General features: G+C 72.2%; 23 protein-coding genes. 14 read left to right on the top strand and 9 right to left on the bottom strand.

Annotation, left to right across the window (positions count from 1 at the left end):
- Window positions 1-42: 42 nt before the first annotated feature.
- Genes AB0M99_RS19660 through AB0M99_RS19650 form a run of 3 tightly spaced genes read right to left on the bottom strand, consistent with a single transcriptional unit; the run spans window position 43 to window position 2,384 of the window.
- Window positions 43-1,272, bottom strand: coding sequence for an FAD-dependent monooxygenase (locus AB0M99_RS19660; RefSeq protein ID WP_365922014.1), 1,230 nt, complete (start codon window positions 1,270-1,272; stop codon window positions 43-45).
- Between the two features lie 33 nt (window positions 1,273-1,305).
- Window positions 1,306-1,497, bottom strand: coding sequence for a DUF397 domain-containing protein (locus AB0M99_RS19655; RefSeq protein ID WP_365922012.1), 192 nt, complete (start codon window positions 1,495-1,497; stop codon window positions 1,306-1,308).
- The gene (locus AB0M99_RS19650) at window positions 1,494-2,384 is read right to left on the bottom strand and encodes a helix-turn-helix transcriptional regulator (protein WP_365922010.1); all 891 of its coding nucleotides are present in this window, start codon (window positions 2,382-2,384) and stop codon (window positions 1,494-1,496) included. Before AB0M99_RS19650 ends, AB0M99_RS19655 begins: the two co-directional genes overlap by 4 nt.
- Window positions 2,385-2,593: 209 nt before the next feature.
- Here AB0M99_RS19650 and AB0M99_RS19645 point away from each other — a divergent pair, with 209 nt between their 5' ends.
- The 3 genes from AB0M99_RS19645 (at window position 2,594) to AB0M99_RS19635 (ending at window position 4,710) form a co-directional block, all read left to right on the top strand.
- A complete protein-coding gene (locus tag AB0M99_RS19645) occupies window positions 2,594-2,989 on the top strand; it encodes an ATP-binding protein (RefSeq protein ID WP_365922008.1) in 396 nt (131 codons plus the stop codon).
- A gap of 9 nt (window positions 2,990-2,998) precedes the next feature.
- Entirely contained in the window at window positions 2,999-4,207 is a 1,209-nt protein-coding gene (locus AB0M99_RS19640) for a DUF1266 domain-containing protein (protein ID WP_365922007.1), read from the top strand.
- Between the two features lie 86 nt (window positions 4,208-4,293).
- Window positions 4,294-4,710, top strand: coding sequence for a PPOX class F420-dependent oxidoreductase (locus AB0M99_RS19635; protein WP_365922005.1), 417 nt, complete (start codon window positions 4,294-4,296; stop codon window positions 4,708-4,710).
- 156 nt (window positions 4,711-4,866) lie between these two features.
- On the opposite strand, the gene AB0M99_RS19630 is transcribed toward AB0M99_RS19635, so the two are convergent.
- The 5 genes from AB0M99_RS19630 to pdhA form a co-directional block, all read right to left on the bottom strand.
- Complete coding sequence (locus AB0M99_RS19630) at window positions 4,867-5,628, bottom strand: hypothetical protein (RefSeq protein WP_365922004.1); 762 nt, start codon at window positions 5,626-5,628, stop codon at window positions 4,867-4,869.
- Between the two features lie 45 nt (window positions 5,629-5,673).
- Window positions 5,674-6,612, bottom strand: a complete 939-nt coding sequence (locus tag AB0M99_RS19625) for a GNAT family protein (RefSeq protein WP_365922002.1) — start codon at window positions 6,610-6,612, stop codon at window positions 5,674-5,676.
- Between the two features lie 179 nt (window positions 6,613-6,791).
- Window positions 6,792-8,195 carry a dihydrolipoamide acetyltransferase family protein gene (locus tag AB0M99_RS19620; RefSeq protein WP_365922050.1) on the bottom strand — a complete coding sequence of 468 codons (1,404 nt, stop codon included), beginning with the start codon at window positions 8,193-8,195 and terminating at the stop codon, window positions 6,792-6,794.
- Between the two features lie 31 nt (window positions 8,196-8,226).
- Entirely contained in the window at window positions 8,227-9,207 is a 981-nt protein-coding gene (locus AB0M99_RS19615; RefSeq protein ID WP_365922000.1) for an alpha-ketoacid dehydrogenase subunit beta, read from the bottom strand.
- A 5-nt stretch (window positions 9,208-9,212) separates the two neighbouring features.
- Complete coding sequence (pdhA, locus tag AB0M99_RS19610; protein ID WP_365921998.1) at window positions 9,213-10,430, bottom strand: pyruvate dehydrogenase (acetyl-transferring) E1 component subunit alpha; 1,218 nt, start codon at window positions 10,428-10,430, stop codon at window positions 9,213-9,215.
- Between the two features lie 325 nt (window positions 10,431-10,755).
- On the opposite strand from pdhA, the gene AB0M99_RS19605 reads away from it, so the two are divergent.
- Both AB0M99_RS19605 and AB0M99_RS19600 read left to right on the top strand, forming a co-directional pair.
- Window positions 10,756-11,415 carry a response regulator transcription factor gene (locus AB0M99_RS19605; protein ID WP_365921996.1) on the top strand — a complete coding sequence of 220 codons (660 nt, stop codon included), beginning with the start codon at window positions 10,756-10,758 and terminating at the stop codon, window positions 11,413-11,415.
- 159 nt (window positions 11,416-11,574) lie between these two features.
- Window positions 11,575-11,991 carry a pyridoxamine 5'-phosphate oxidase family protein gene (locus AB0M99_RS19600; protein ID WP_365921994.1) on the top strand — a complete coding sequence of 139 codons (417 nt, stop codon included), beginning with the start codon at window positions 11,575-11,577 and terminating at the stop codon, window positions 11,989-11,991.
- Window positions 11,992-12,081: 90 nt separating this feature from the next.
- Here AB0M99_RS19600 and AB0M99_RS19595 read toward each other — a convergent pair whose 3' ends face one another.
- The gene (locus AB0M99_RS19595) at window positions 12,082-13,677 is read right to left on the bottom strand and encodes a protein kinase (protein ID WP_365921992.1); all 1,596 of its coding nucleotides are present in this window, start codon (window positions 13,675-13,677) and stop codon (window positions 12,082-12,084) included.
- A gap of 207 nt (window positions 13,678-13,884) precedes the next feature.
- Between AB0M99_RS19595 and AB0M99_RS19590 the strand changes: the two genes are divergently transcribed.
- The 9 genes from AB0M99_RS19590 (at window position 13,885) to AB0M99_RS19550 (ending at window position 24,614) form a co-directional block, all read left to right on the top strand.
- On the top strand, window positions 13,885-15,528 hold the full coding sequence (locus AB0M99_RS19590) for a protein kinase (protein ID WP_365921990.1): 1,644 nt from the start codon (window positions 13,885-13,887) through the stop codon (window positions 15,526-15,528).
- Window positions 15,529-15,706: 178 nt separating this feature from the next.
- Entirely contained in the window at window positions 15,707-16,159 is a 453-nt protein-coding gene (locus AB0M99_RS19585) for a hypothetical protein (protein ID WP_365921988.1), read from the top strand.
- A gap of 107 nt (window positions 16,160-16,266) precedes the next feature.
- Entirely contained in the window at window positions 16,267-16,926 is a 660-nt protein-coding gene (locus tag AB0M99_RS19580; protein ID WP_365921986.1) for a PadR family transcriptional regulator, read from the top strand.
- 93 nt (window positions 16,927-17,019) lie between these two features.
- Entirely contained in the window at window positions 17,020-17,751 is a 732-nt protein-coding gene (locus AB0M99_RS19575) for an ABC transporter ATP-binding protein (protein ID WP_365921984.1), read from the top strand.
- The gene (locus AB0M99_RS19570; protein WP_365921982.1) at window positions 17,748-20,609 is read left to right on the top strand and encodes an ABC transporter permease; all 2,862 of its coding nucleotides are present in this window, start codon (window positions 17,748-17,750) and stop codon (window positions 20,607-20,609) included. The genes AB0M99_RS19575 and AB0M99_RS19570 overlap by 4 nt, the downstream gene beginning before the upstream one ends.
- Before the next feature lie 82 nt (window positions 20,610-20,691).
- Window positions 20,692-21,231 (top strand): bacterial proteasome activator family protein, encoded by a 540-nt coding sequence (locus AB0M99_RS19565; protein ID WP_365921980.1) that lies wholly within the window; start codon window positions 20,692-20,694, stop codon window positions 21,229-21,231.
- Between the two features lie 148 nt (window positions 21,232-21,379).
- On the top strand, window positions 21,380-22,246 hold the full coding sequence (locus AB0M99_RS19560) for an NTP transferase domain-containing protein (protein WP_365921978.1): 867 nt from the start codon (window positions 21,380-21,382) through the stop codon (window positions 22,244-22,246).
- Complete coding sequence (locus AB0M99_RS19555) at window positions 22,243-23,526, top strand: molybdopterin molybdotransferase MoeA (RefSeq protein ID WP_365921976.1); 1,284 nt, start codon at window positions 22,243-22,245, stop codon at window positions 23,524-23,526. The genes AB0M99_RS19560 and AB0M99_RS19555 overlap by 4 nt, the downstream gene beginning before the upstream one ends.
- Window positions 23,514-24,614 (top strand): potassium channel family protein, encoded by a 1,101-nt coding sequence (locus tag AB0M99_RS19550; protein ID WP_365921974.1) that lies wholly within the window; start codon window positions 23,514-23,516, stop codon window positions 24,612-24,614. The genes AB0M99_RS19555 and AB0M99_RS19550 overlap by 13 nt, the downstream gene beginning before the upstream one ends.
- The last annotated feature ends 16 nt before the right edge of the window (window positions 24,615-24,630 follow it).

Genomic DNA, 24,630 nt, shown 5'->3' with positions numbered 1-24,630 from the left:
CTGCGCGGACACGGTCACCCCTAAGTGATGGCCCGTCAGGACCTACGGGGACATGGCCTGCCCGCCGATGCCCGGGGCCCCGGCGAGCTGCCCCTGCCACCACGCCTCCGCCTCGGCGCGGCCCATGTCCGCCCAGGCCGGGGTCCGCTCCACCTGGGCGTGCCCGAGCCGGCGCGCCAGCGCCACCAGCTCCCGGCCCGCGGGGCCGCGGGCCCCCTCGTAGCCGCGCAGCAGCTCCTCGAAGGAGCCGGCCCGGCGCCAGCCGTCGGCGAAGGCGGTGGCGTCCTGGAGGGCCTTGGCGGCGCCGCTCGTGTTGTGCGGGCGTACGACGCTGGCCGCGTCCCCCGCGAGCAGGAGGCGACCGGCGGTGGTGCGCGCGGTCTCCAGGTCGTAGATGGGCTGGACGAAGGTGTCCCGCGGTTCGGTGAGCGCGAGCGCCCGGCCCCAGTACGGCGGGAACTCCCGTTCCAGCAACGCGCCGAGGTGCTCGGACAGTTCCGGAGTCAGCCCGCCGGGCGGGAAGCTCGTCGGGTCGTCGAAGCGCAGCCCGCCGTCCTGCGGGGGCGGGGCGTAGAGCACCCAGTTCAGCCGGGGCCCGTCGGGGCCGGGGATGCGGTAGATGACGCAGGTTCCGCCGGGGAAGCAGACGGTGGTCACCGCGTCGGGCACCGGGTCGGGCACCGGGTCGGCGGCGTCGCCGAGTTCCGCGAGCCGCGCCGCGTCGAGGTTGCCGCGCCAGCACACGTACCCGGCGTAGTGCGGCCGGGACTCCGGGCACACCGCCGCGCGCACGGCGGAGCGGTAACCGTCCGCGCCGACGACCAGGTCGTACCGCTCGACGCCGCCGCCCGCGAGCCGCACCTCGGCCCCGCCGTCGCCGGCCTGCGCCACGCCCGTGACCGTCTCGCCCTGCCGGTAGACCACCGCGTCGGGAACCGCGTCGCGCAGCCCGCGCCAGAGCAGGCCCCAGTGGTACGAGTGGAAGGGGAACGGCTGCTCCCAGATCACCCGCCCGCCCGCCGAGCCGGGGTCCCGGACCACCCAGCGGCGGCGCTCCAGCCGGTGCGCGGCGATCCCCTCGGGCAGCGCCCCGCCCGCGCGCAGCTCGCCGGCTCGGTCGTCGTGGACGCACAGCCCGACGCCCCGGTCCGCGAGGTGCCCGCGGGTGCGCTCCAGCACCACCACCTCGCGGGCGCCGGCCCGCGCCGCCGCCGCGGCGAACGCACACCCGGCGATGCTCCCGCCGACCACCGCGACCGAACCGTCCCGCATGTCCGCCTCCGTACGCTTCCGGGGGCCGACACCTTACTGAACGGGACCCGCCCCCCGCGCGGATTCGGCGAACGCCACCCACGCGGCGGCGGCGACCGTCACCACCGGCCCACCGGTGCGCTTGCTGTCCCGGACAGCGACGGTCCCGGCCACGTTGGTGGCCACCTCGACGCATTCACCGCTGGAGGCGCTGTAACTGGACTTCACGAAGTCGAACCGTGTCACGCCTGGAATCCTTTACCGATGCTGTCGATCAGGTCCACCGAGTCACGAGGGGCCAGGCTCAGCCTGGACGTGCGGTCGAAGTACCTGCTGTAGACGGCACTTTCCTGCCGGCTCTCTACCCACACAGTAGATCCGATGACGTCCATGTGTGCGACATCCATTGCCTCCACCTCCGCGAAGGAGATCAGGCTGAAAGGCCCGACGATGCACGGATGCCCGCCGGCACGGAACGGCAGCACCTGCACATGGACGTTGGGCAGCTCTGCCAGCTCCAGGAGATGCTCCAACTGGGCGCGCATGACCGCTGGCCCTCCGATCTCCTGGCGCAACGCGCCCTCCCAGACGACCGCGTGCACCTGGAGCGGCGCCTCACTCCACAGGCGCTGCTGCCGCTTCATTCGTACCGCCACCACACGCTCGATGTCGTCCGGGTCCTGCCAGAATTCGTCGCTCACCGCCAAGGCGCGTGCATAGTCAGCGGTCTGGAGCAGTCCGGGTACGAGGGACAGCTGCCAGGTGCGGACGCGCGACGCGATGTCCTCCATGGCGATGTACTCGGCCATGGCACCGGCGTCCAGGGAGTGCTGCCACCAGCCGTTGGCCTTGCGTCGCTCCCGGTCCAACCGGGCGAGGTGCAGCAGTCCGGTGACGAACTGCCGGTCCGTCACGCCATAGAACTCGCACAGCACACGGATGTCCGGGTCCCGCATCGGGACCCAGCCGCTCTCCATTTTCACGATCTTCGTCGCGGTAGCACTGATCTCCTGGGCCGCCTGGAGCTGGGTCTTGCCCGCTGCGGTCCGCAACTTGTGCAGTTCCCCGCCCAGTCGGCGCCCCAGCACCGTCGACGTCCGGTTGCCCTGGCCCTCACGCGTTCCACGGTTCACCGGGCCAGTCTCTCGCCCCCGCGGGGCAGCGTCGACACCGCCGTAATCCGTACGGGGAATATATTCCCCGTACCGCTTGCCCCAGTAGCGAGCGGCACCCTACGGTCGGTAACGAACTGCTCACCGCACAGCGACAGTTGGCGGAAGCGCACCGGGCTGCCCACGACGCGGCACCGGCATGCCACCGCCCGTACCGGAGGTGCACGGCCATGGAGCGACGAGACGTACGGAACTACCCGCCCCGGCAGGACTCGGTGCCGACCGCCCGGCGGCGGGCCGCGTGGCTGGCCGTGGCCTGGGGGCAGCCCGACCTCGCGGCGGACGCGGCGCTGCTGACCAGCGAGCTGACGACCAACGCACTGCTGCACGGGTCGCTGTGGGACCGGTACCTGCGGGTCGAGGTCCAGCGCACCGGAGCAGTGCTCCGCATCGAGGTCACCGATCCGAAAGGCGAGCGCCGGCCCGAACCGCGAGCGGCCGCCGACGACGACCAGTTCGGGCGCGGCCTGCACATCGTGGACGCCCTCTCGAAGCGCTGGGGCTCCACCGACCGGGTCGTCGGCAAGACGGTATGTGCCGAGCTCCCCCGGAAAGTCCCCCGTTAGGCTGCTGCCATGCATGGCTGGATAGCGCCGAGTCGCATTGAGCGGGAGCTGTACGAGACCAAGGCACGCGGCGACTGGCCCGCGTACCTCGACGCCCTCGCGCGCGCCGAGCTCTTCATGCCCCAGTCCCGCGCCCACGCGGACGCCGATCCGAAGTCGGCCCTCTTCCACCCCATGCCCGACGGCCGGAGCATCGCCGTCTACACCCGCGGGATGCTCCCGGTACCCGACCCCCAAACGGTCTACGTCCGCCAGAGCCTCGCCTGGTTCGCCAACGCCTGGGACGACCGCGACCCCGCGTACCTCGCCGTGAACCCCGGCTCCCCCGCCGAGGCCTACCTCACCACCACCCCCGCCGACCGCGCCCGCTGGCGTGCCCACTGGGACGCCGCCGACTCCTGGGGCCTGGCCTCCGGCGCCGTGCACGCCCTGCACACCGGCGGCCCGCTGCACGGACCGGTCGCGCACGGCCTCGCCGTAGGAGCCCATCTCGCCGTCCGGAACGGGGAGTTCTGGAACGCCCTCGCCTACCACGGCAGCGGCTACAACCGCGAGCGCGAACGCCTGCGCAAGATGTGGGGCATCACCAGCACCGAGGACTGGCTCGGCGTGCTCCAGCGCATGCTGGACGCCGACATCGTCAGCCCCGTCTGGGAGTTCACCCTGAGGGTGCGCCGCGTCCTCGCCTCCGACTTCGCCGGGCCCGTCGACACCGAGCACTGGCGGCACGCCGCCGAGGCCAGCCTGCGCCTCAGCGCCCAGCGCGCGGCCGAACCGCAGCTCACCCCCGACGGGGTCACCGTCGCCCGGCCGCGCCCCTCCGCCGAGGTCGAGGGCGAGATCGCCGGAGTCCAGCGGCTGATCGGCCGCATCGCCCGCTACGAGCAGCGCTTCCGGGCCGACGGACTGCTCGCCGAGGGCTCCTGGGTCCGCTCCGTCGAGGGCTGGGACCACGGCCGGGCCTCGCAGATGGCCCGCTGGGGCCTCGGCACCCGCTACGGCACCCTCGAAGACGCCGAACGCGCGGTGGTCCGGGCGGGCGAGGCGGCCCGCGGCACGTACCGCTCGTGGGAGGAGTTCTCCGCCGGGTACCTGCTGGGACGCTGCCTGCACTTCGACGAGGAGGAGTTCGGGGAGTGGTACGACACCTCGCTGGCCACCCACCTCACCCTGACCACCGACCCGGCCAGCCCCTGGCGCAACATCCCCTGGACCTGACGCAGCCGCGCCCGACTTCGCGAAGTCCCGGCGCCCGGCCGCGCCCGTCTCGGCACCCGGAGTACGGGCGAACTAGCCTCTGACGCATGACTGTTGCTCTGAACGACACGGTACGCAAGCTGCTCGACGCCCCGCACCCCGCGGTGCTGGCGACCCTCAACCCCGATGGCAGCCCCCAGAGTTCGGTGGTCTGGGTGACCCGGGACGGCGAGGACATCCTGATCTCCACCGAGCGGGGCCGCCGCAAGGAGCGCAACATCGCCCGGGACGAGCGGGTCGGCCTGACCGTCTTCGACCTGGCCAATCCCTTCCTCTACGCCGAGATCCGCGGCACCGCCACCATCACCGAGGACGCCGGCCGGGCCGTCGCCGTGCGCATAGCGGAGGAGTACATGGGCCCCGGCGGCGGCAAGGAATACGCCGAGGCCCCGGCGGAGCAGGTACGCGTCGTCGTGCGCGTCACCCCGTCCAAGGTCCTCGGCAACGCCGCCCAGGCCGGATAGCCGGGGCCACGGGTTCGGTCCGCGATCAGGCCCTCCGTGTCCGACCGGGCCCGCTTCGGCGGCGGAGTGAAGGGCGGCGTGCGCTCGGGATCCGGCACGAACGAGGATGAATGTTCCTGAACCGGGCTTCAGCCTGCCGGGGTCCCGGCGTACCGGCTACGGCAGTTGGGGGCGGACCCGCGACCAGGCGTCGACCGTCGTCGCCAAGGGGGTGCCGTCCGGGAGGTGCGGACGGGCCAGGGCCATCCACGGGATCAGGTTCTTGATGCGGCGCAGCCGCAGGATCCCCGGGCGCGGCAGCTCGCGCCAGGTGCGGGCCTGCGCGAGCGCCTCCTCCGGGGTGATGCCGATCTGGACCAGCACGTCCCGGCACAGCGCGGCCGGGTCCCGGTCCGGGCCGGAGCCGTCGGGGCCGAAGTGCTCGATCAAGTAGCCACGTACGGCGGCCCGTTCGGCCCCGCACTCCGCCTCGGGCCGGCCCGCCCGGCCGATCGCCGCCAGCGCCACCCGCCCCCACCGCAGCCGCACCCCGTCGGGCAGGCAGTCGTCCTGCATGCGGCCCACCGCCAGGCTCCGCAGCGGGCCGGGGTGCGGCTCGTCCAGCAGCGGGGGGCCGGTGGCCAGCCAGGCCTCCAGCTCCTCCAGCGCATGCGCGTCCGGCGGCACCGAGGTCAGCACCTGCCCGCGGCTGAGCAGCGCGACCACGGCACCGCTGAGGTGGACCTTCGCCACGTGGCCGGCGTCGAAGAAGCCGACGGGGCGCCCGTACCGCTCGATCCGGCGCAGCCCGAGCCGGAGCTCCCCCACGGCGTACACCTGTCCGGTCCGCGCCACCCCGCCGATGCAGCGGACCACGCACACCCCGCCGGTGACGTCCGCCTCCTCGACGGAGTACACCTGCAACTCGGCGATGGACAACCCCGCGCCCCCCTCATCCGCTTCTCCGGGCGGGAGGCTACCGCGTCAGGCCTCCGACGGCTGCTCCAGGACGAGGCGGATCTCCGTGACCTCGTAGCCGGCCCGGGTGAAGGCGGCGGCCATCGGGACGTTGACGGTGTCGGTGGTGGCGGTGATGCGCTGCGCGCCCTCGGAGGCGTGGAAGCGGGTGATCTCGGCGAGGACCTCGTCGATCAGGCCGCGGCCGCGCTGCTCGGGGACGATGCCGAGGTAGCCGACGTTGCGGTGGTACGGGGTCGCGGAGGGGATGGCCATGCCGGCCAGGGTGCCGTCGGGCAGCTCGGCGAGCCGCCACCAGGAGCGCTCGCCGGGGCAGTCGAGATAGAACTCGACGTCTTCGCGGGCCAGTTGTTCGGCATCGCGGGTGCGGAGCTCGTTCTGGGTGTGGAGGTCGAGGCTGCCGGCCGCGAGACGGGTGAACGCGTCGAGGAACTCCTCGTCCGTACCCTCCCGGAAGACCAGTCGGCCGGTGGGCTCTGCGGTCCCCGCGGCCGGGGTCCACTCGAAGCGCAGCCGCTCGATCTCGCTGGTCAGGCCGGTCTTGCGGGCCGCTTCCTGGCGCCAGGCCACGGCCTCGGCCAGCTCCGGGCGCTCGCGCCAGTCGCTCGGCAGGGAGAGGTTGTACTCCGGGTGGACCCCCAGGGCGGAGTGCCCGGCGGCGAGCAGCTCGGCCGCCAGCGCGGCGGGGTCGGCGACGGAGGAGTGCACCTGGAGGCAGTCCAGCGCGCGGGGCCGCTCGCCGTCGGTGCGGCCCCACCACAGGGCACGGGCGAGGATCCGGCCGTCCTCGTCCTCGGCGAACCAGGTCCACTCGGGGCGGAAGCGGTTCTCGGCCAGTTCCTCGCGGATCCGGTCGGCGGAGAGGGCTTCGACGGGGCCGTCCGCCTCGTAGGCGGCGGCGCGGTCGAGATCGGTGGGGTCTGCGGTCGCAGAGCGGATGAGCATCCGGAGATGCTCACACGATACGACCACTTCCAGCCAGGGTTTTCAGCGGAGTTCGGCGCCGGGGCCGCAGGTCCGCGGCATCGACAACCGAAAACCGACGAGTGACGACCGACGACCGACGGCCGACGGCCGGCCCCCGGGTTGCGGGGACCGGCCGTCGGTCGGTGCGTCGCTGCTCGTCACGACCAGGTGATCAGGCGGCGCGGGTGCTCCAGGACCGCCGCGACGTCGGCGAGGAAGCGCGAGCCGAGCTCGCCGTCGATCAGCCGGTGGTCGAAGGACAGCGCCAGCGTGGTGACGTGGCGCGCCTTGACCTTGCCCTTGTGGACCCACGGCTGGAGCTTGATGGCGCCGACCGCGAGGATCGCGGACTCTCCGGGGTTCAGGATGGGCGTACCGGTGTCGACGCCGAAGACACCGACGTTGGTGATGGTGATGGTGCCATGCTGCATGTCGGCCGGCGAGGTCTTGCCCTCGCGGGCCGTGGCGACCAGCTCGGACAGCGACGCCGACAGCTCACCGAGCGTCTTGGCGTGGGCGTCCTTGATGTTCGGGACGATCAGCCCGCGCGGGGTGGCCGCCGCGATGCCCAGGTTGACGTAGTGCTTGAGCACGATCTCCTGGGCCGCCTCGTCCCAGGACGCGTTGACGTCCGGGTTGCGGCGGATGGCCACGAGGACGGCCTTGGCGATCAGGAGCAGCGGGTTGATCCGCAGACCGGCGAGGTCCGGGTCGTCCTTGAGCTCCTGGACCAGCTTCATCGTGCGCGTCACGTCGAAGGTGACGAACTCGGTGACGTGCGGCGCGGTGAAGGCCGAGCCGACCATGGCCTGCGCGGTGACCTTGCGGACCCCCTTGACGGGGATACGGGTCTCCCTGGCCGAAGCCTCCGCGGGCGCGGCCGCGGCGGCCTGGGCCTGCGCCACCACCGGGACCGCGGCAGCGGCCGGTGCGGGCGCCGCGGCCTGCGGGGCGATCGCCGCCGCGGCCGCCGCGTGGACGTCCTCGCGGGTCACGACCCCGCCGTCGCCGGTCGGAACCACGGCGGCCAGGTCGATGCCGAGGTCCTTGGCGAGCTTGCGGACCGGGGGCTTCGCCAGGGGGCGCCCGGTGCCGTTCGGCTGCGCGGGGACCGCGGGCAGCGCCGGGGCCACCGGGGCGGCCGTGCCGTTCTGCGCGGCGGCGGCCGCCGGCGCGCCCTTGCGCGGGCGGCGCTTCGTGGAGGCGGTGGAGACGCCGTAGCCGACCAGGACGGGCTGGCGCCCCTCGGCGGCCGGCTCCTGCGCCGCGGCGGGGGCCGCGGTCGCGGCGGCGGCCGGGGCCGCCTCCTGGACCGGGGCGGCCTCGGCGGGCTCCTCGCCCGTGCCCGTCTGCACCGAGATGATCACCTGGCCGACGTCGACCGTGGTGCCCTCCTCGAAGAGGAGCGCGTGGACGGTGCCGTCGAAGGGGATCGGCAGTTCCACCGCCGCCTTCGCCGTCTCGACCTCGCACACGACCTGCCCGTCGGTGACGGTGTCACCGGGCTGGACGTACCACTTGAGGATCTCGGCCTCGGTCAGGCCCTCGCCCACATCGGGCATCTTGAATTCGCGGATCGTCACAGGGCTCTCCTCAGTACGCCAGCGAGCGGTCGACGGCGTCGAGCACCCTGTCCAGACCCGGCAGGTACTCGTCCTCCAGACGGGCCGGCGGGTACGGGGCGTGGAAACCGCCCACCCGCAGGACCGGGGCCTCCAGGTGGTAGAAGCACCGCTCCGTGATGCGAGCGGCGATCTCCGAACCCACACCGAGGAACACCGGGGCCTCGTGGACGACGACGAGCCGGCGGGTCTTCTGCACCGACGCCTGCAGCCCGTCGAAGTCGATCGGAGACATCGAGCGCAGGTCCACGACCTCCACCGACTTGCCCTCCTCGGCCGCCGCGGCCGCAGCCTCCAGGCAGACCTTCACCATCGGCCCGTACGCGGCCAGGGTGACGTCCGTACCCGTGCGCGCCACGCGGGAGGCGTGCAGCGCGTCGGGGATCGCCTCGACGTCGACCTCGGCCTTGTCCCAGTAGCGCCGCTTCGGCTCGAAGAAGATCACCGGGTCGTCGCTGAGGATCGCCTGCTGGAGCATCCAGTACGCGTCCGAGGCGTTGCTCGGGGAGACCACCTTCAGACCCGGCACGTGCGCGAACAGCGCCTCGGGTGACTCCGAGTGGTGCTCGACCGCGCCGATGCCGCCCGCGTACGGGATGCGTACGACGACGGGAAGCTTGATCTTGCCCAGGGCACGCGCGTGCATCTTCGCGAGCTGCGTGACGATCTGGTCGTACGCCGGGAAGACGAAGCCGTCGAACTGGATCTCGACGACCGGGCGGTAGCCGCGCAGGGCCAGGCCGATCGCCGTGCCGACGATGCCGGACTCGGCGAGCGGGGTGTCGATGACCCGCTCCTCGCCGAAGTCCTTCTGCAGGCCGTCGGTGATGCGGAAGACACCACCCAGCTTGCCGACGTCCTCACCCATGATCAGGACCTTCGGGTCCTGCTCCAGCGCCTTGCGCAGCGACTCGTTCAGTGCCTTCGCAATGGACATCTTCTCGATGGACATGGCGCTCACTCCCCACCCTCGAACGAAGCGAGGTAGGCCGCGAACTGCGCGCGCTCCTCGTCGACCAGCGCGTGACCGTCCGCGTAGATGTTCTCGAAGATCGCCATCGTGTCCGGGTCGGGCATGGCCCGCACGACCTCGCGGACGTGCTTGCCGAGCTTCTCGCTCTCCGCCTCCAGCTCCTCGAAGAACGCCTCGTCGGCGCCTCCGGTGGCCAGCAGGTGGGCCTTCAGGCGCAGGATCGGGTCCCGGTCCTCCCAGGCCGCGCGCTCCTCGTCCCGCCGGTACTTCGTCGGGTCGTCGGAGGTGGTGTGCGCGCCCATGCGGTACGTGAAGGCCTCGACCAGGGTCGGCCCCTCGCCCCGGCGGGCACGCTCCAGCGCCCAGCGGGTGACCGCGAGGCAGGCCAGTACGTCGTTGCCGTCCACCCGGATGCCCGGGAAGCCGAAGCCCTGCGCGCGCTGGTAGAGCGGCACGCGCATCTGGCGCTCGGTCGGCTCGGAGATCGCCCACTGGTTGTTCTGGCAGAAGAACACCACGGGGGAGTTGTAGACGGCCGAGAAGGTGAAGGCCTCCGCGACGTCGCCCTGGCTGGACGCGCCGTCGCCGAAGTAGGCGATGACGGCCGAGTCGGCGCCGTCCTTGGCCACGCCCATCGCGTAGCCGGTCGCGTGCAGCGTCTGCGAGCCGATGACGATCGTGTACAGGTGGAAGTTGTTGGTGGTGGGGTCCCACCCGCCGTGGTTCACACCGCGGAACATGCCGAGCAGGTTGGTCGGGTCGACCCCGCGGCACCAGGCCACGCCGTGCTCGCGGTAGGTCGGGAAGACGTAGTCGTCGTCCCGCAGGGCCCGGCCGGAGCCGATCTGGGCCGCCTCCTGCCCGAGCAGCGAGGCCCACAGGCCCAGCTCGCCCTGGCGCTGCAGGGCGGTCGCCTCCCCGTCGAAACGACGGGTCAGGACCATGTCGCGGTACAGCCCGCGCAGGTCCTCGGTGGTGATGTCGGCGACGAAGGGGGCGAACTCGGCGACGTCGGCGTCGTCGGGGTGGGTGTCGACCCCGATCCTTTCCCCCTCGGGCGTCAGCAGCTGTACGAGCTGAGGCTCGGCGTCATGCATCTGCGCGGTGGCAGCGGGGGTCTTGCGGGCGCTCGCGGCGCCCGCTGCCCGCTTGGTGCCGCTGCTGCGTCGCGGCTTGCGCGCGGCAGTGCTCTCCACGGTCACGTGTGCTCCTCCGTCGGTCCGGCACCCGGGTTCTCCGGGGTCCAGTGCGGCTCACCTGCATCCGTACCCGCGCACGGGGTGGGTGCGCGTCGCGTACGGGATTCAGGCGTGACAGGTGCCCCGGCGAGTGCCCTGCGCAATGCACGTTACCCAGTGCGTCGCATAACTGCGAAACCCCGTTTGACCTGCGATTTTGCTTGGATTTCCAAGTAAATCCGCGGAAGCGGGAACAACCACTGGTCACAGCCTTGCAGGGGGCCGGAACAACGGCACGTTATCCCGGGTAACAGCGGCAGGGAAGGGGTGAGTGTGTGAAACTGACACCGTGCGCGAAAACGGAAAAATCAAAGTATTCCTCCTGGACGACCACGAAGTGGTACGCCGGGGCGTCTATGAGCTGCTGTCGGTCGAGGAGGACATCGAGATCGTCGGCGAGGCCGGTACGGCCGCCGACGCACTGGTCCGAATCCCCGCCACCCGCCCCGACGTGGCGGTTCTCGACGTCCGCCTGCCGGACGGCAGCGGAGTCGAGGTCTGCCGCGAAGTGCGCTCCCAGAACGAGGACATCAAGTGCCTCATGTTGACGTCGTTCGCCGACGACGAGGCGCTGTTCGACGCGATCATGGCCGGCGCCTCCGGGTACGTGCTCAAGGCGATCCGCGGCAATGAGCTGCTCAACGCGGTACGGGACGTCGCGGCCGGCAAGTCACTGCTCGACCCCGTCGCCACCGCCCGGGTGCTGGAGCGGCTGCGCGACGGCAAGAACGGCAAGGGCGACGACCGCCTCTCCAACCTCACCGAGCAGGAGCGGAAGATCCTCGACCTGATCGGGGAGGGCCTGACGAACCGCGTCATCGGGGAGCGGCTGCACCTGGCGGAGAAGACGATCAAGAACTACGTCTCCAGCCTGCTCTCCAAGCTGGGCATGGAGCGCCGCTCGCAGGCCGCGGCCTACGTGGCCCGCCTCCAGGCGGAGAAGCGCTGACCCCCTCGGCGCTGACCCCCTAGGCGCGGATCGCACGGCGTCACGCCCCGTGGCCCTCTGATTCCACGGGGCACGCTGTTTAATTCGGGACCAACGTCCCCGATCATCGGGGCGGGCTCCTCTTTTCCGGCACCGTGTCGGTACCGCAGAGTGGACCGCATGTCCCCAGAGGAACTCCACGCCATCGAACTGCTGCGCCGCGTGCCGTACGGCCGAGTCGCCACCAGCATGCGCGCGCTGCCCTTCCTCGCCCTCGCCCGCCACATCGTGGTGAACGGCAAGGTCGTCCTGAGAATGCACGCCGGCTTCGGCTACCACCAGGCCTGTAACGGCAGTGTGGTCGCCTACGGCGCCGACAACTTCAATTCCCAGGACCCCCGACTGTGGTCGGTCCAGTTCACCGGAACGGCCGAGATCGTCGAGCCCACCACCGCTGAGCTGGAGCTTTTCGGTCCGGGTCCGCATTTCGTGGACGGCTCGGTCTTCGATCCCGTCTACATGCGAATCGAGCCCCAGTTCGTCACCGTGCACACGCTCGCGGGGAATCTCGACCGGCAGTACCAGCACGCGCTCTGAGTCGTAGTCGACGCACTCGTCGTACTCGTCATACGGGAACGGCCCGGCGGAATTCGATCCGCCGGGCCGTTCCCGTATTCACCCGTATGCCTAGTCGTTGTCGTTCTGCGAGCGCGGGCTCTCCCCGCCGCCCCCGCCCGGTGGCGTCGTCTTCGGAGTCGTCGACGGCGAGGTCGACTTGCTCGGCGACTGCGAGGACTTCGTCGTGGACGGCGTCGTCGGAGTCGACGGGGTGTAACTCGGCGTGTAGCGGCTGCGGGTCGGCGTCGTCGACGGGGTGTCGTCGTACGAGCGCGAGGTCTCCGGGGCGTGCCGCGACGGCGAGGTGTCCGGGCTGCTCGGCGTGCCCGGGGTGCTCGGCTGGCCGCTGGAGGAGCTGGTGTTGGCCGGCGGGGTATCGCCGTCGTTCCTGGACCCGACGCTGTTCACGGCGTACGCCACGCCCGCCGCGACCGCGACCACGGCGAGCACCGCGAACAGCCACAGCTTCCAGCGGCTGCTGCCGCCGGAGCGGTCGTCGTAACCGTCGTAGCCGTCGTAACCGCCGCCCTGGCCGCCGTGGCCCCCGTGACCGCCGCCGGGGAAGGCCGAGCCGTCGTCCGGGTTCAGCGGCGGCACCATCGGCTGCTGGAACTGCGAGGTCGACGCGTTCGAGGGGTACTGCGGCTGACCGCCCGAGGAGCTCATCGGCATCGCGGTGGTCTGCGCGGGACCGCGTCCGTGCGGCAGGGCCATGGTGACCGGGCCGGTGTTCCAGGTACCGGTGTTCGGCCCCTGGTCGTGCAGCATCTGCAGGGCGTACTGGACCAGCCCGCGCATCTCCTCGGCGCTCTGGAACCGGTCGTCCGGGTCCTTGGCGAGGGAGCGCATGACGAGCCCGTCGAGCTCCTGCGGGATGGAGTGGCCCTCGGGCAGCTGCGAGGGCGGGACCGGCGCGTCCTGGACGTGCTGGTAGACCACCGACAGCGGCGTCTCACCGGTGAAGGGGGGCCGCAGGGCGAGGAGTTCGTAGAGAAGACAGCCGGTCGCGTACAGGTCCGAGCGGTGGTCCACGGCCTTGCCGAGGGCCTGCTCCGGCGACAGGTACTGCGGAGTGCCCATGACCATGCCGGTCTGGGTCATCGTCGACTGCGCGCCGTGCAGCGCGCGGGCGATGCCGAAGTCCATCACCTTGACCGCGCCGGCGTCCGTGATGATGACGTTGGCGGGCTTGATGTCACGGTGCACGATGCCGTGCTGGTGCGAGTACGCGAGCGCTTCGAGCACACCGGAGACGATGATCAGCGCCTGGTCGGGCCCGGGGGCCTCGGCGCTGATCAGCAGGTCGCGGATGGTGCGGCCCTCGACCAGTTCCATGACGATGTACGGAACGGTGCTGGGGCCGACCCGGTCCTCGCCCGAGTCGTACACGGCGACCACGGCGTGGTGGTTGAGCCCGGCGACGGACTGCGCCTCACGCGTGAACCTGGCCTTGGAGACCGGGTCCTCGGCGAGGTCCGGACGCAGCAGCTTCACCGCGACGGTCCGGCCCAGCCGTACGTCCTCGGCGGCGAACACCTCGGCCATACCGCCGCGGCCCAGGCGGTGGGTCAGCCGGTAGCGTCCGTCTCCCACCAGGCCGCCTGCGCCCCAGTGCTCAGGACCCTCGGCCATCCCGGCGCCGTTTCCCTCGGGTTCGGGTGCCATCAGTCCTCGCCGTCGTATCTCTCGGCCGCCGCTCAGCGGTAGGTCCTCTTCGGGTGCTTCCGGTGAACGCTACAGCCTCGGAACCGGTCGCCGTTCGGACGAGAGCTCCCGTGGGCTTGTGGTCACGGAACGGGCACCTGGCTTGACGTGTGCTTGCCCTCCGGCAGACTGGGCGCGACACAAGCATGGCGAGGGGAAGCAAGAGTCATGAGCCAGGACGGCACACAGGGCCGGTACGCAGGCGGTTCCCTGGCCCGCGGCCGTTACCAGCTACGGGATTTGCTCGGCGAGGGCGGCATGGCCGCGGTCTACCTCGCGTACGACACGGCGCTCGACCGCCAGGTGGCGATCAAGACCCTGCACACCGAACTGGGCCGTGAGCAGTCCTTCCGCGAGCGGTTCCGCCGTGAGGCCCAGGCTGTTGCGAAACTGTCGCACACCAACATCGTCTCGGTGTTCGACACGGGTGAGGACGAGTTCGACGGCTCGCTCATGCCGTACATCGTCATGGAGTACGTCGAGGGGCAGCCGCTCGGCTCCGTGCTCCAGTCGGACATCGCGCAGTACGGGGCGATGCCGGCCGACAAGGCGCTGAAGGTGACGGCCGACGTGCTGGCCGCGCTGGAGACCAGCCACGAGATGGGCCTGGTCCACCGCGACATCAAGCCGGGCAACGTCATGATGACCAAGCGCGGCGTGGTCAAGGTGATGGACTTCGGCATCGCGCGGGCCATGCAGTCGGGGGTCACCTCGATGACGCAGACCGGCATGGTCGTCGGCACCCCCCAGTACCTCTCCCCCGAGCAGGCGCTGGGCCGCGGGGTGGACGCGCGGTCCGACCTCTACTCGGTCGGCATCATGCTGTTCCAGCTGCTGACCGGGCGGATCCCCTTCGACGCCGACTCGGCTCTGGCCATCGCGTACGCGCACGTACAGGAGGAGCCGGTCGCGCCGTCCTCCATCAACCGCGCGGTGACCCCGGCGATGGACGCGCTGGTGGCGCGGGCCCTGAAGAAGAACCCGAACGAGCGTTTCCCCACGGCGGCTGCCATGCGGGACGAGGTCGCGCGGGTGATGAGCGCCGGTCAGGCCGGTGCCCCGGTGATCGTCCCCGGCGCCTACACGGGCGGCAGCGGGGCGGGCGTCGGCTCGGCCGTGTTCCCGCCGGTGGACTCCGGTTTCCAGGCACCGTCGCCGCAGTCGATGCAGCAGCCGTACCAGGCTCCGGCCCCGCACACCCCGGCGCCGTCCCCGTACGCGCCGACGCCCGCGCCGGGCCAGCAGCAGGGCGGGTACGCGTACCCGCCCCAGCAGCAGCAGTACGCGCCGCAGACCCCGCCGCCGTACACGATCTCCCCGCAGAGCCCGCAGACGTCCGCCGGTTCGGGCGGTGGCGCGGGGAAGAAGAACACGCCCGTGGTCGTGGGCGCGATCGTGGTGGCGATGCTCGCCATCGGCGGCCTGATCGCGGTGTTCAACATGGGCGGCGACAAGGACAAGGACAACACCGCCCAGCCGGGGAGCTCGACGTCCGCCTCCGCCTCCGCCTCCAAGCCGACCGGTCACAAGGGTCCCGACCTCTCGCGGACCATCGACCCGGCCAAGTGCAAGGAGCCGACGAAGTACTTCAACGACGCCAACAAGTACACGGCGCCGGACTTCCGCTACAAGAACCTGCGCTCGGTGAAGGAGTGCATCCAGGCCTCGGGCGGCAAGTACACGATCGTCAACAAGGACGAGGCGGTGTACGGCCAGGACACGGTCCTGGAGCAGAACCCCGGCCCCGGCGAGAAGGTCGACAAGGAAGGCCAGTCGTACACGCTGACGGTGTCGACGGGCGATCCGGAGTAACCACAGCAGGCACGGCCGTCACAGCAGTCACGACTGTCACGGCCGTCACGGCTCTTCGCGACACACCGGCATCCCGGGCAACCCTGATGGGTCGCCCGGGATGCCACTTTTGCCCCATTATGTAAATCTGAGCACGTCGTCTCGGTATCCCAGTCGCTCGGGACGGGAGGGGCTCACCGTGACTCCAGGCATCCGCCCGCAGCTCCGCTGGCTCGCCTGCGCCGCACTGGCCGCCGCCGCGCTCTCGCCCGCCGTACCCGCGGCCGCATCGGCCCGCACCCCCGTCTCCGCGACCTCGGCCGACGTGCCGCAGGAGGCGTACGAGGAACTCGCCGGCAGCGCCGCCGGAGCCGGCCGGGAGCGTCCGGGGCGGCCGGCGGCCGAGCCCGCCAACCCCGAGACGGTGCTCGCCGCGCGACCCGTCCCGCTGCGCCCGCCGCCCGCCGCCCGCCCGGTCGCGCCGGTGCCGCCCGAGGAGCCGAGTCCGTCGGCTCCGGTCACCGCGCTCGGCTCCGAGCCGAACGACCGGGCCGCCGATCTGGCCGCGCACATACTGCCCCTCGGCACCGGATTCGCCCTGATGGGACTGGGTCTCGGCTTCATGGGGATGCGGCTGCGCAAGGGCCTGTGACTGCTCCCGCGGCCGTACTTCGGACGGACGGAGAACCGTCCGTCCCCCTTGGGATGTAGGCCGGAGGAAGGTTGCACCGACGGGCATACTCGGTATACATACTGAGTATGTCCATTCGTCACGGCCTTCTCGCCCTACTGGAACGGGGTCCTCGGTACGGCTCTCAGCTGCGTACCGAGTTCGAATCCCGGACCGGCTCCACCTGGCCGCTGAACGTCGGGCAGGTGTACACGACACTCGCCCGGCTGGAGCGCGACGGGCTCGTCGCGCCCGGCGGCGAGGACAGCGCCGGCCACACGCTCTACGCCATCACCGACACCGGACGCGCCGAACTGCACCAGTGGTACGAGCGCCCCGTCGACCGCGCCAACCCGCCCCGCGACGAACTCGCCATCAAGCTCGCGATGGCGGTCGGCGCTCCCGGCGTGGACATCCGCGCCGTCATCCAGGCCCAGCGGCACGCCACCGTCAAGGCGATGCAGGACTACACCCGGCTCAAGGCGCAGGCACTCGCCGCGATCGAGAGCGGGCGGACCCGCGAACGCGACGACGTGGCCTGGCTGCTGGTCCTGGAACAGCTGATCTTCCAGACCGAGGCCGAGGCCCGCTGGCTGGACCACTCCGAGGCCCGGCTCGTACGGCTATCCGTAGCGGGCTCGCAGCCGGCGGCGCAACCGGCGGCCGAACCCGAACCCGAACCCGAACCGCCCGGGGCCACGGCCCCGACCGCCACCACCGCTCCGGCCGCCAAGACCACCGGCCGCTGACGCCACCGGCCGCCGAGGCCGCCACCACCGACCGGTTCCCCACCGCCCGCACGCGGCGGGGCCGAACGACCGCTCCCCAGGGGGACTCCCTTCATGCCCGACCAGCCCGTACTCCAGTTGGACCAACTCGTCCGCACGCACGGCAGCGGCGCCACCGAGGTGCACGCCCTGCGCGGCATCAACCTCTCGGTCTTCCCCGGCGAACTCGTCGCCGTCATGGGCCCCTCCGGATCCGGCAAGTCCACGCTGCTCACCCTCGCCGGCGGACTCGACACCCCCAGCAGCGGCCGGGTGATCGTCGAAGGAACCGACATCACCGCCGCCAACCGCAAGCAGCTGGCCGCCCTGCGCCGGCGCAGCATCGGCTACGTCTTCCAGGACTACAACCTGATCCCGGCGCTCACCGCCGCCGAGAACGTGGCCCTGCCCCGCGAACTGGACGGGATATCCGCCCGCAAGGCCCGCGTCTCCGCGCTCGCCGCCCTGGAGGAGATGGGGCTCGGCCAGCTCGCCGACCGCTTCCCCGACGAGATGTCCGGCGGCCAGCAGCAGCGCGTCGCCATCGCCCGCGCCCTCGTCGGCGACCGCCGCCTCGTCCTCGCCGACGAGCCCACCGGCGCCCTCGACTCCGAGACCGGCGAGTCCGTGCTCGCCCTGCTGCGCTCGCGCTGCGACGCCGGCGCCGCGGGCATCCTGGTCACCCACGAGCCGCGGTTCGCCGCCTGGGCCGACCGCGTCGTCTTCCTGCGCGACGGCAGCGTGGTCGACGAGACCCTGCGCAGCGGCGCCGACTCCCTGCTGTTCGGGCAGGCGGCCGCACAGTGATCTCCTGGTACCACTCCTGGGTCGCGGCCATCCGCATCGCCCGCCGCGACGCCTGGCGCTCCAAGGGCCGCAGCATCCTCGTCCTCGCGATGATCGCCCTGCCGATCGTCGGTGTGAGCGCCGCGGACCTGACCATGCGCAGCGCCGAACTCACCACCGAGCAGAGCCTCCAGCGCCGCATCGGCGCCGCCGACGCCGAGCTCAGCCTCTCGCGCATGAACGTTCCGCTGTACCAGGACCCCAGCGCCGAGCGCTACGCGCCGGTCGGCGGGTACGACTCGTACGAGCCGCCCAAGGAGGAGAACCCGCAGCTGCTGCCGCAGGCCCTCCCGGCCGGCGCCCAGATCCTCAAGGACACCACCGGCCACGCCAAGCTGCGCACCACGCACGGGCTCCTCGACACCGAACTGCGCGAGATCGACACGAACAGCCCGCTGGTCAAGGGACGGTTCACGCTCGACCGGGGCCGGCTGCCCGAGGCACCGGGCGAGGTCATCGCCACCAACGCCTTCCTGAAGCAGTCCGGGTACTACGTCGGCTCCAGCGTCAACCCGCGCGGCTCGACCGCCGAGTACAAGATCGTGGGCGCGTACGAGCTGCCCAACTCGCTCAAGGCCGTGCAGCTCATCGCGCAGCCCGGGACCCTGCTCACCCCGCTCGACAAAGCCCTGTCGGCAGCCGGGGCCCCCGGGGTGAGGGCAGGGGACAAGTACCTCGTGAAGGTCGGCGGCGCCGATGGTTTCACGTGGAACATGGTCAAGGAGGCCAACACCAAGGGCGTCCTCGTCCTCTCCCGTGCGGTCGTCCTGGACAAGCCCGCCGACTCCGAGGTGCCCCTGTACAAGCAGGAGCCCAAGGACCAGTTCGCCGGCCAGTCCGACTCGGCCCGCGCCATCGAAATGGCCGTCCTGGCCACCGTCGTCGGCCTCGCCATGCTGGAGATCTGCCTGCTCGCCGGCCCCGCCTTCGCGGTCGGCGCCCGGCGCTCGCGCCGCCAGCTCGGGCTCGTCGGCGCCAACGGCGGCGACCGGCGGCACATCCGGGCCATCGTGCTCTCCGGCGGCCTGGTCATCGGCGCGGCCGCCGCCGTCGTCGGAACCCTCATCGGCATCGCCCTCACCCTCGCGCTCCAGCCGCTCCTGGAGGAGTACCTCGGCCTGCGCTGGGGCGGGTTCGAGCTCCGGCCCCTGGAGCTGGCCGCCATCGCCCTGCTCGCCGTGGTGACCGGCCTGCTGGCCGCCATCGCCCCCGCGATCACCGCCTCGCGGCAGACGGTCCTGGCCTCACTCACCGGCCGCCGCGGCGTCCGCCGGGCCAACCGGGTGCTGCCCGTCCTCGGCCTGCTCGCCGTCGCGGGCGGCGCCGCCATCGCCCTGTACGGCACGGTGTCCCAGACGGGCACCCTGGTCGTCGCGGCCGGCAGCGCCATCGCCGAGCTCGGCATCGTGGCCCTGACGCCGGTACTGGTCGGCTTCTTCGGCCGGCTCGGCCGCTGGCTGCCGCTGTCGCCGCGGCTCGCGCTGCGCGACGCCGTGCGCAACCGCGGGCGTACGGCGCCCGCCGTGGCCGCGGTCCTGGCCGCCGTGGCGGGCACCGTGGCGGTAGCGACGTACCAGCACAGCACGGACGTCCAGGCCCGCCACGAGTACGTTGCCGACCTGCCGCACAACTCCGGTCTGATCTCGGTCTCCGACAACAGCGCCTTCAAGGACGTGCCGGCCGTACGCGACGCCCTGGCCCGGGAGTTCCCCCTGTCCGTACAGGCCGACGTGGAACGCGTCGTCGTCGGCAGGCCGGGCTGCGACTCGTACTCGAACGACACCGGTTGCGGGCGCGCCGAGATCGTCGTGCCCAAGGACCAGCGCTGCCCGCTGTACGAGTCCAAGCACGGCCCCGCGGACTTCACTCCCGAGCAGGCCAAGGAGCTGCGCAAGGACTGGCGCTGCAACATGACCATGAACGGGCCCCGCAACTACACCGAGCACTCCACGGTCGTCGCCGACGACAAGCTGCTGACCGCGCTGGCCGTGACCGACCCCGGCGCCGTGGCCGCCCTCAAGGCGGGCACTCCCGTGTCCTTCGACAAGCAGAACGTGAAGGACGGCAAGGTCACCATCCGGCTCATCACCGACCCGGACGCGGCCGACAGCGCACGCAGCAAGAACGAGGAGGCGCCGGGCGAGCAGAAGGTCCTGCCCGTCTACCAGGTGCCGGCGGGCGTCAACGGCTGGGGCATCCAGCTGCTGCTGCCGACCGGGACGGCCAAGACCGCCGGACTGGCGACGGCCCCGTTCGGCTCGTACTTCACCCTCGACGGCGACGCGAGCAGCACGCAGCGCCAGAAGCTGGACGGCGCCCTCGACTCGATGGGCGTGGACGCCACGGTCAAGATCGAGCGGGGCCACCAGGGCAACTCCAGCATCGAGATGCTCGCCCTGGCCATCTTCGCCGGCCTGGTCACCATCGGCGCCGCCGGCATCGCCACCGGGCTCGCCCAGGCGGACGCCGAGGCCGACCTGAAGACCCTGGCCGCGGTCGGCGCCGACCCGCGGGTGCGGCGCACGCTCAGCGGTTTCCAGTGCGGGGTGGTCGCCCTGATGGGCGTGGTCCTGGGCTCGGCGGCGGGCCTCCTGCCGGCGGTCGGGCTCCGGCTCGCCCAGGCCCGGGAGATGGAGCGGACCATCGCCCGCGCCATCGAAATGGGGTACGGCGGGCACGACGAAAAGGTGTACATGCCGATCGCCGTCCCGTGGGAGACCCTGGGCACGCTGCTGATCCTGGTCCCGCTGGGGGCGGCCCTGCTCGCGGCCCTGGTCACCCGTTCGAGCGGCGCGCTGGCCCGGCGGGCCGCGGGCTGATGTCGGTGCCCCCGTACAGGTTGGATCACGCCCGTACGGGGGCACACCGTGTGAGTACGGAGGTGTGCGAGAGAATGACGGCATGGAGATGCCGAGGAGTGAACGGTCGCAGGACAGCCCCCCGCACGGCCTGATCGTGGGGCAGGACGGGATGCCGGTCGGCGGCGCCGATGACGAGTCGCGCGAGGTCCCGGTGACGGAGATGGTCGAACAGCCCGCCAAGGTCATGCGGATCGGCAGCATGATCAAGCAACTCCTGGAAGAGGTGCGCGCCGCACCCCTGGACGAGGCCAGCCGGGTCCGTCTCAAGGACATCCACGCCGCCTCGGTGAAGGAGCTGGAGGACGGCCTGGCCCCCGAACTGGTCGAGGAACTGGAACGGCTCTCCCTCCCCTTCACAGAGGAGGCCATCCCGTCCGAGGCGGAACTGCGGATCGCCCAGGCCCAGTTGGTGGGCTGGCTGGAAGGCCTCTTCCACGGCATCCAGACGGCCCTGTTCGCGCAGCAGATGGCGGCGCGGGCCCAGCTGGAGCAGATGCGCCGCGCCCTGCCCCCGGGCGGATCCCACGAGGACGACGAGGACGGCCCGCACGGAGCGGTCCGCTCGGGCCCGTACCTCTGACCCCTGCGGCCACCCGAACGAACGGCGGGCCCGGACCACGTCCCACGTGGCCGGGCCCGCCTCCGCATTCCCGGGGCGCGACCCGGTGACGTAAGTCGCAGGTAAATGGCGCTCCCCCCAGGGGACATGTGCCACGCATACTCGGGGCATGAGCTACGACGCGATCGTCCTGGCAGGCGGCGCCGCGAGACGCCTCGGCGGGGCCGACAAGCCCGCCCTGCAAGTCGGCGGGCGCGCCCTCCTCGACCGCGTCCTCGACGCCTGCGCCGACGCGCGCACCACCGTCGTCGTCGCCTCCCGCAGGGCCACTGCCAGGCCCGTCCAGTGGGCCCTGGAGGATCCCCCCGGCGCCGGACCCGTCGCCGCGCTCGACGCCGGCCTGCGCCGGACCACGGCCGCGCAGGTCCTCGTACTCTCCGCGGACCTGCCGTTCCTCGACACCGGCACGGTCCGCGCGCTCCTCGACTCGCCCGGGCCCGACGGGGCCATGCTCCGCGACCCCGACGGGCGGGACCAGCCCCTCGTCGCCGCCTACCGCGCCGAACCCCTGCGCCGCGAGATCGCCCTGCTCGCCACCGAGCACGGCGGTCTCACCGGGCTCCCGCTGCGCGCCCTCACCGCCGAACTCGACCTCGCCACCGTCACCGCCGCCGCGCCACTCGCCTCGTTCGACTGCGACACCTGGGACGATCTCTTCGCCGCCCGCGCCCGGATCAGGGAGCATGGAACCGTGCTGGACCAATGGATCACCGCCGTCAAGAACGAGCTGGGCCTCGACCTCGCCGTCGACACCAAGACCCTGCTCGACCTCGCACGCGACGCCGCCCACGGCGTCGCCAGGCCCGCCGCCCCGCTGACCACCTTCCTGGTCGGCTACGCGGCGGCCCAGGCCGAAGCCCGCGGCGCCGACCCCGCGCAGGCCGTCGCCGAGGCCTCGCAGAAGGCCGCCGACCTGGCCCTGCGCTGGGCCTCCGAGACGCAGGCCGCACCCGGCGAGGGGAACGGCTCCGGATGAGCCCCACCGAAGCCGACCGCGACCTCGACCAGGCCCTCGCCCTGGTCAGCCGCAACCCGGACGGCGGCGGCCACCGCCCCGCCCCCTGGCCCCGGGCCCGGGAGGCCGCCTCCCGCGCCGGCGAGGCGGTCCGCGGCCGCACGCGCCGCACGCCCCTCGCGGCCGCCCTCGGCGAGGTCCTCGACGCGCCCCTGGACGCCCTCACCGACCTGCCCTCCTTCGACACCTCCGCCATGGACGGCTGGGCCGTCGCGGGACCCGGGCCCTGGACCATCCGCTCCGGCGGCGGGGTGCTGGCGGGCTCCGAGCAGCCCGAGCCCCTCGCGGACGGCGAGGCCGTACGGATCGCCACCGGCGCCCGGATCCCCGCCGACACCACGGCGGTGATCCGCAGCGAGCACTCCCGCGAGGCCGGCACCCAGCTCCACCCCGAACGGCCCGTCGCCACCGGCCAGGACATCCGCCCGCGCGGCCAGGAGTGCCGCTCCGGCGACCTGCTGCTGCCCGCCGGGTCGCTGGTGACCCCCGCCGTGCTCGGGCTCGCCGCGGCCGCCGGGTACGACGAGCTGACCACCCGGCCCCGGCCGCGCGTGGAGATCCTGGTGCTCGGCGACGAGCTGCTCACCGAGGGCCGACCGCACGACGGCCTGATCCGGGACGCGTTGAGCCCCATGCTCGGCCCCTGGCTCACCCGGATCGGCGCCGAGGTCATCGCCACCCGGCGGCTCGGCGACGACCCGGCCGGCGCCGAGGCGCTGCTGAAGGCCCTCACCAACTCCACCGCCGACCTGGTCATCACCACCGGCGGCACCGCCTCCGGACCCGTCGACCACGTCCACCCCGTCCTGCGGCAGGCCGGCGCCGAACTGCTGGTCGACGGGGTCGCCGTGCGCCCCGGCCACCCGATGCTGCTGGCCCGGCTCGGCGGCCCCGGGGACGGCCGCCACGTGGTGGGCCTGCCCGGAAACCCGCTCGCGGCCGTCTCCGGCCTGCTGACCCTCGCCGAACCCCTGGTGCGCGCCCTCGCCGGACGTCGCCGGCGCCCCCGGTACGCGCTGCCCGTGGAGGGCGACGTACCGGGCCACCCGCACGACACCCGGCTGGTGCCGGTACTGCTGACCGACGAACACGCCGTACCGCTGCGGTACAACGGCCCGGCGATGCTGCGCGGGGTGGCCGCGGCCGATGCGCTGGCCGTCGTACCACCGCACGGCGCGCGGTCCGGGCAGGAGCTGGAGATCCTGGATCTGCCGTGGGCCTCGGGGGGATGTTTCACGTGAAACTTCACGGCCAGGACGCCATGGCCCGCGGCGCCGACGAGAAACTCGTCTCCCGGCGCATCAAACTGCCCAAGCGGATCGTCGAGAAGCCGCTGCGCCAGGTCAGCCGGCGCCTGCTGATGGCGCTGTTCGTGATGGCCCTGACGGTCCTGATCGTGTGGCTGGACCGCGAGGGCTACCACGACAACGCCAACGAGAAGGTCGACTTCCTCGACTGCGTCTACTACGCGACCGTGACGCTGTCGACGACCGGCTACGGAGACATCGTCCCGTACAGCGACAGCGCGCGGCTGGTCAACGTCCTGCTGATCACGCCGCTGCGCGTGCTGTTCCTGATCATCCTGGTCGGTACCACCCTGGAAGTCCTCACCGAGCGCACCAGGGAAGAGTGGCGGCTGAACCGCTGGAGGAAGAACTTGCGTGACCACACGGTCGTCGTCGGCTTCGGCACCAAGGGCCGCTCGGCCCTGCAGACGCTGCTGGCCACCGGCCTCCAGAAGGAGCAGGTCGTCATCGTCGACCCCAGCACCAAGGTGATCGACATCGCCAACGCGGAGGGCTTCACGGGTGTGGTCGGCGATGCCACGCGCTCCGACGTCCTACTGCGGGCCGAGCTCCAGAAGGCCCGTCAGATCGTCATCGCCACCCAGCGGGACGACACCGCGGTACTGGTCACCCTGACGGCGCGCCAGCTCAACCGCGGCGCGAAGATCGTGGCCGCCGTACGGGAAGAGGAGAACGCGCCGCTGCTGCGCCAGTCGGGAGCCGACGCGGTCATCACGAGCGCGAGCGCGGCCGGCCGGCTGCTCGGCCTGTCGGTGCTCAGCCCGAGCGCGGGCACGGTGATGGAGGACCTGATCCAGCAGGGCAGCGGGCTCGACCTCATCGAACGGCCCGTCACCAGGCCGGAGGTCGGCAAGTCGGTGCGGGACACGGACGACCTGGTGGTCAGTGTGCTGCGCGGACACCGGCTGCTCCCGTACGACGACCCGCACGCGAGCCCGCTCCAGCTGACGGACCGTGTCATCACCATCGTCCGTGCGGCGCCGCCGACTTCACCGCCGGTGGTTCTGGGCCCGGCGGAGTAGCGCCCACTGGGCCCGG

Origin of the sequence: Streptomyces sp. NPDC051183 (genome assembly GCF_040682455.1) — a bacterium.
In the GTDB taxonomy this organism is placed as follows: domain Bacteria; phylum Actinomycetota; class Actinomycetes; order Streptomycetales; family Streptomycetaceae; genus Streptomyces.
The sequence above is the reverse complement of the archived record's forward strand: the minus strand, read 5'-3'. Positions and strand labels throughout refer to the sequence as shown.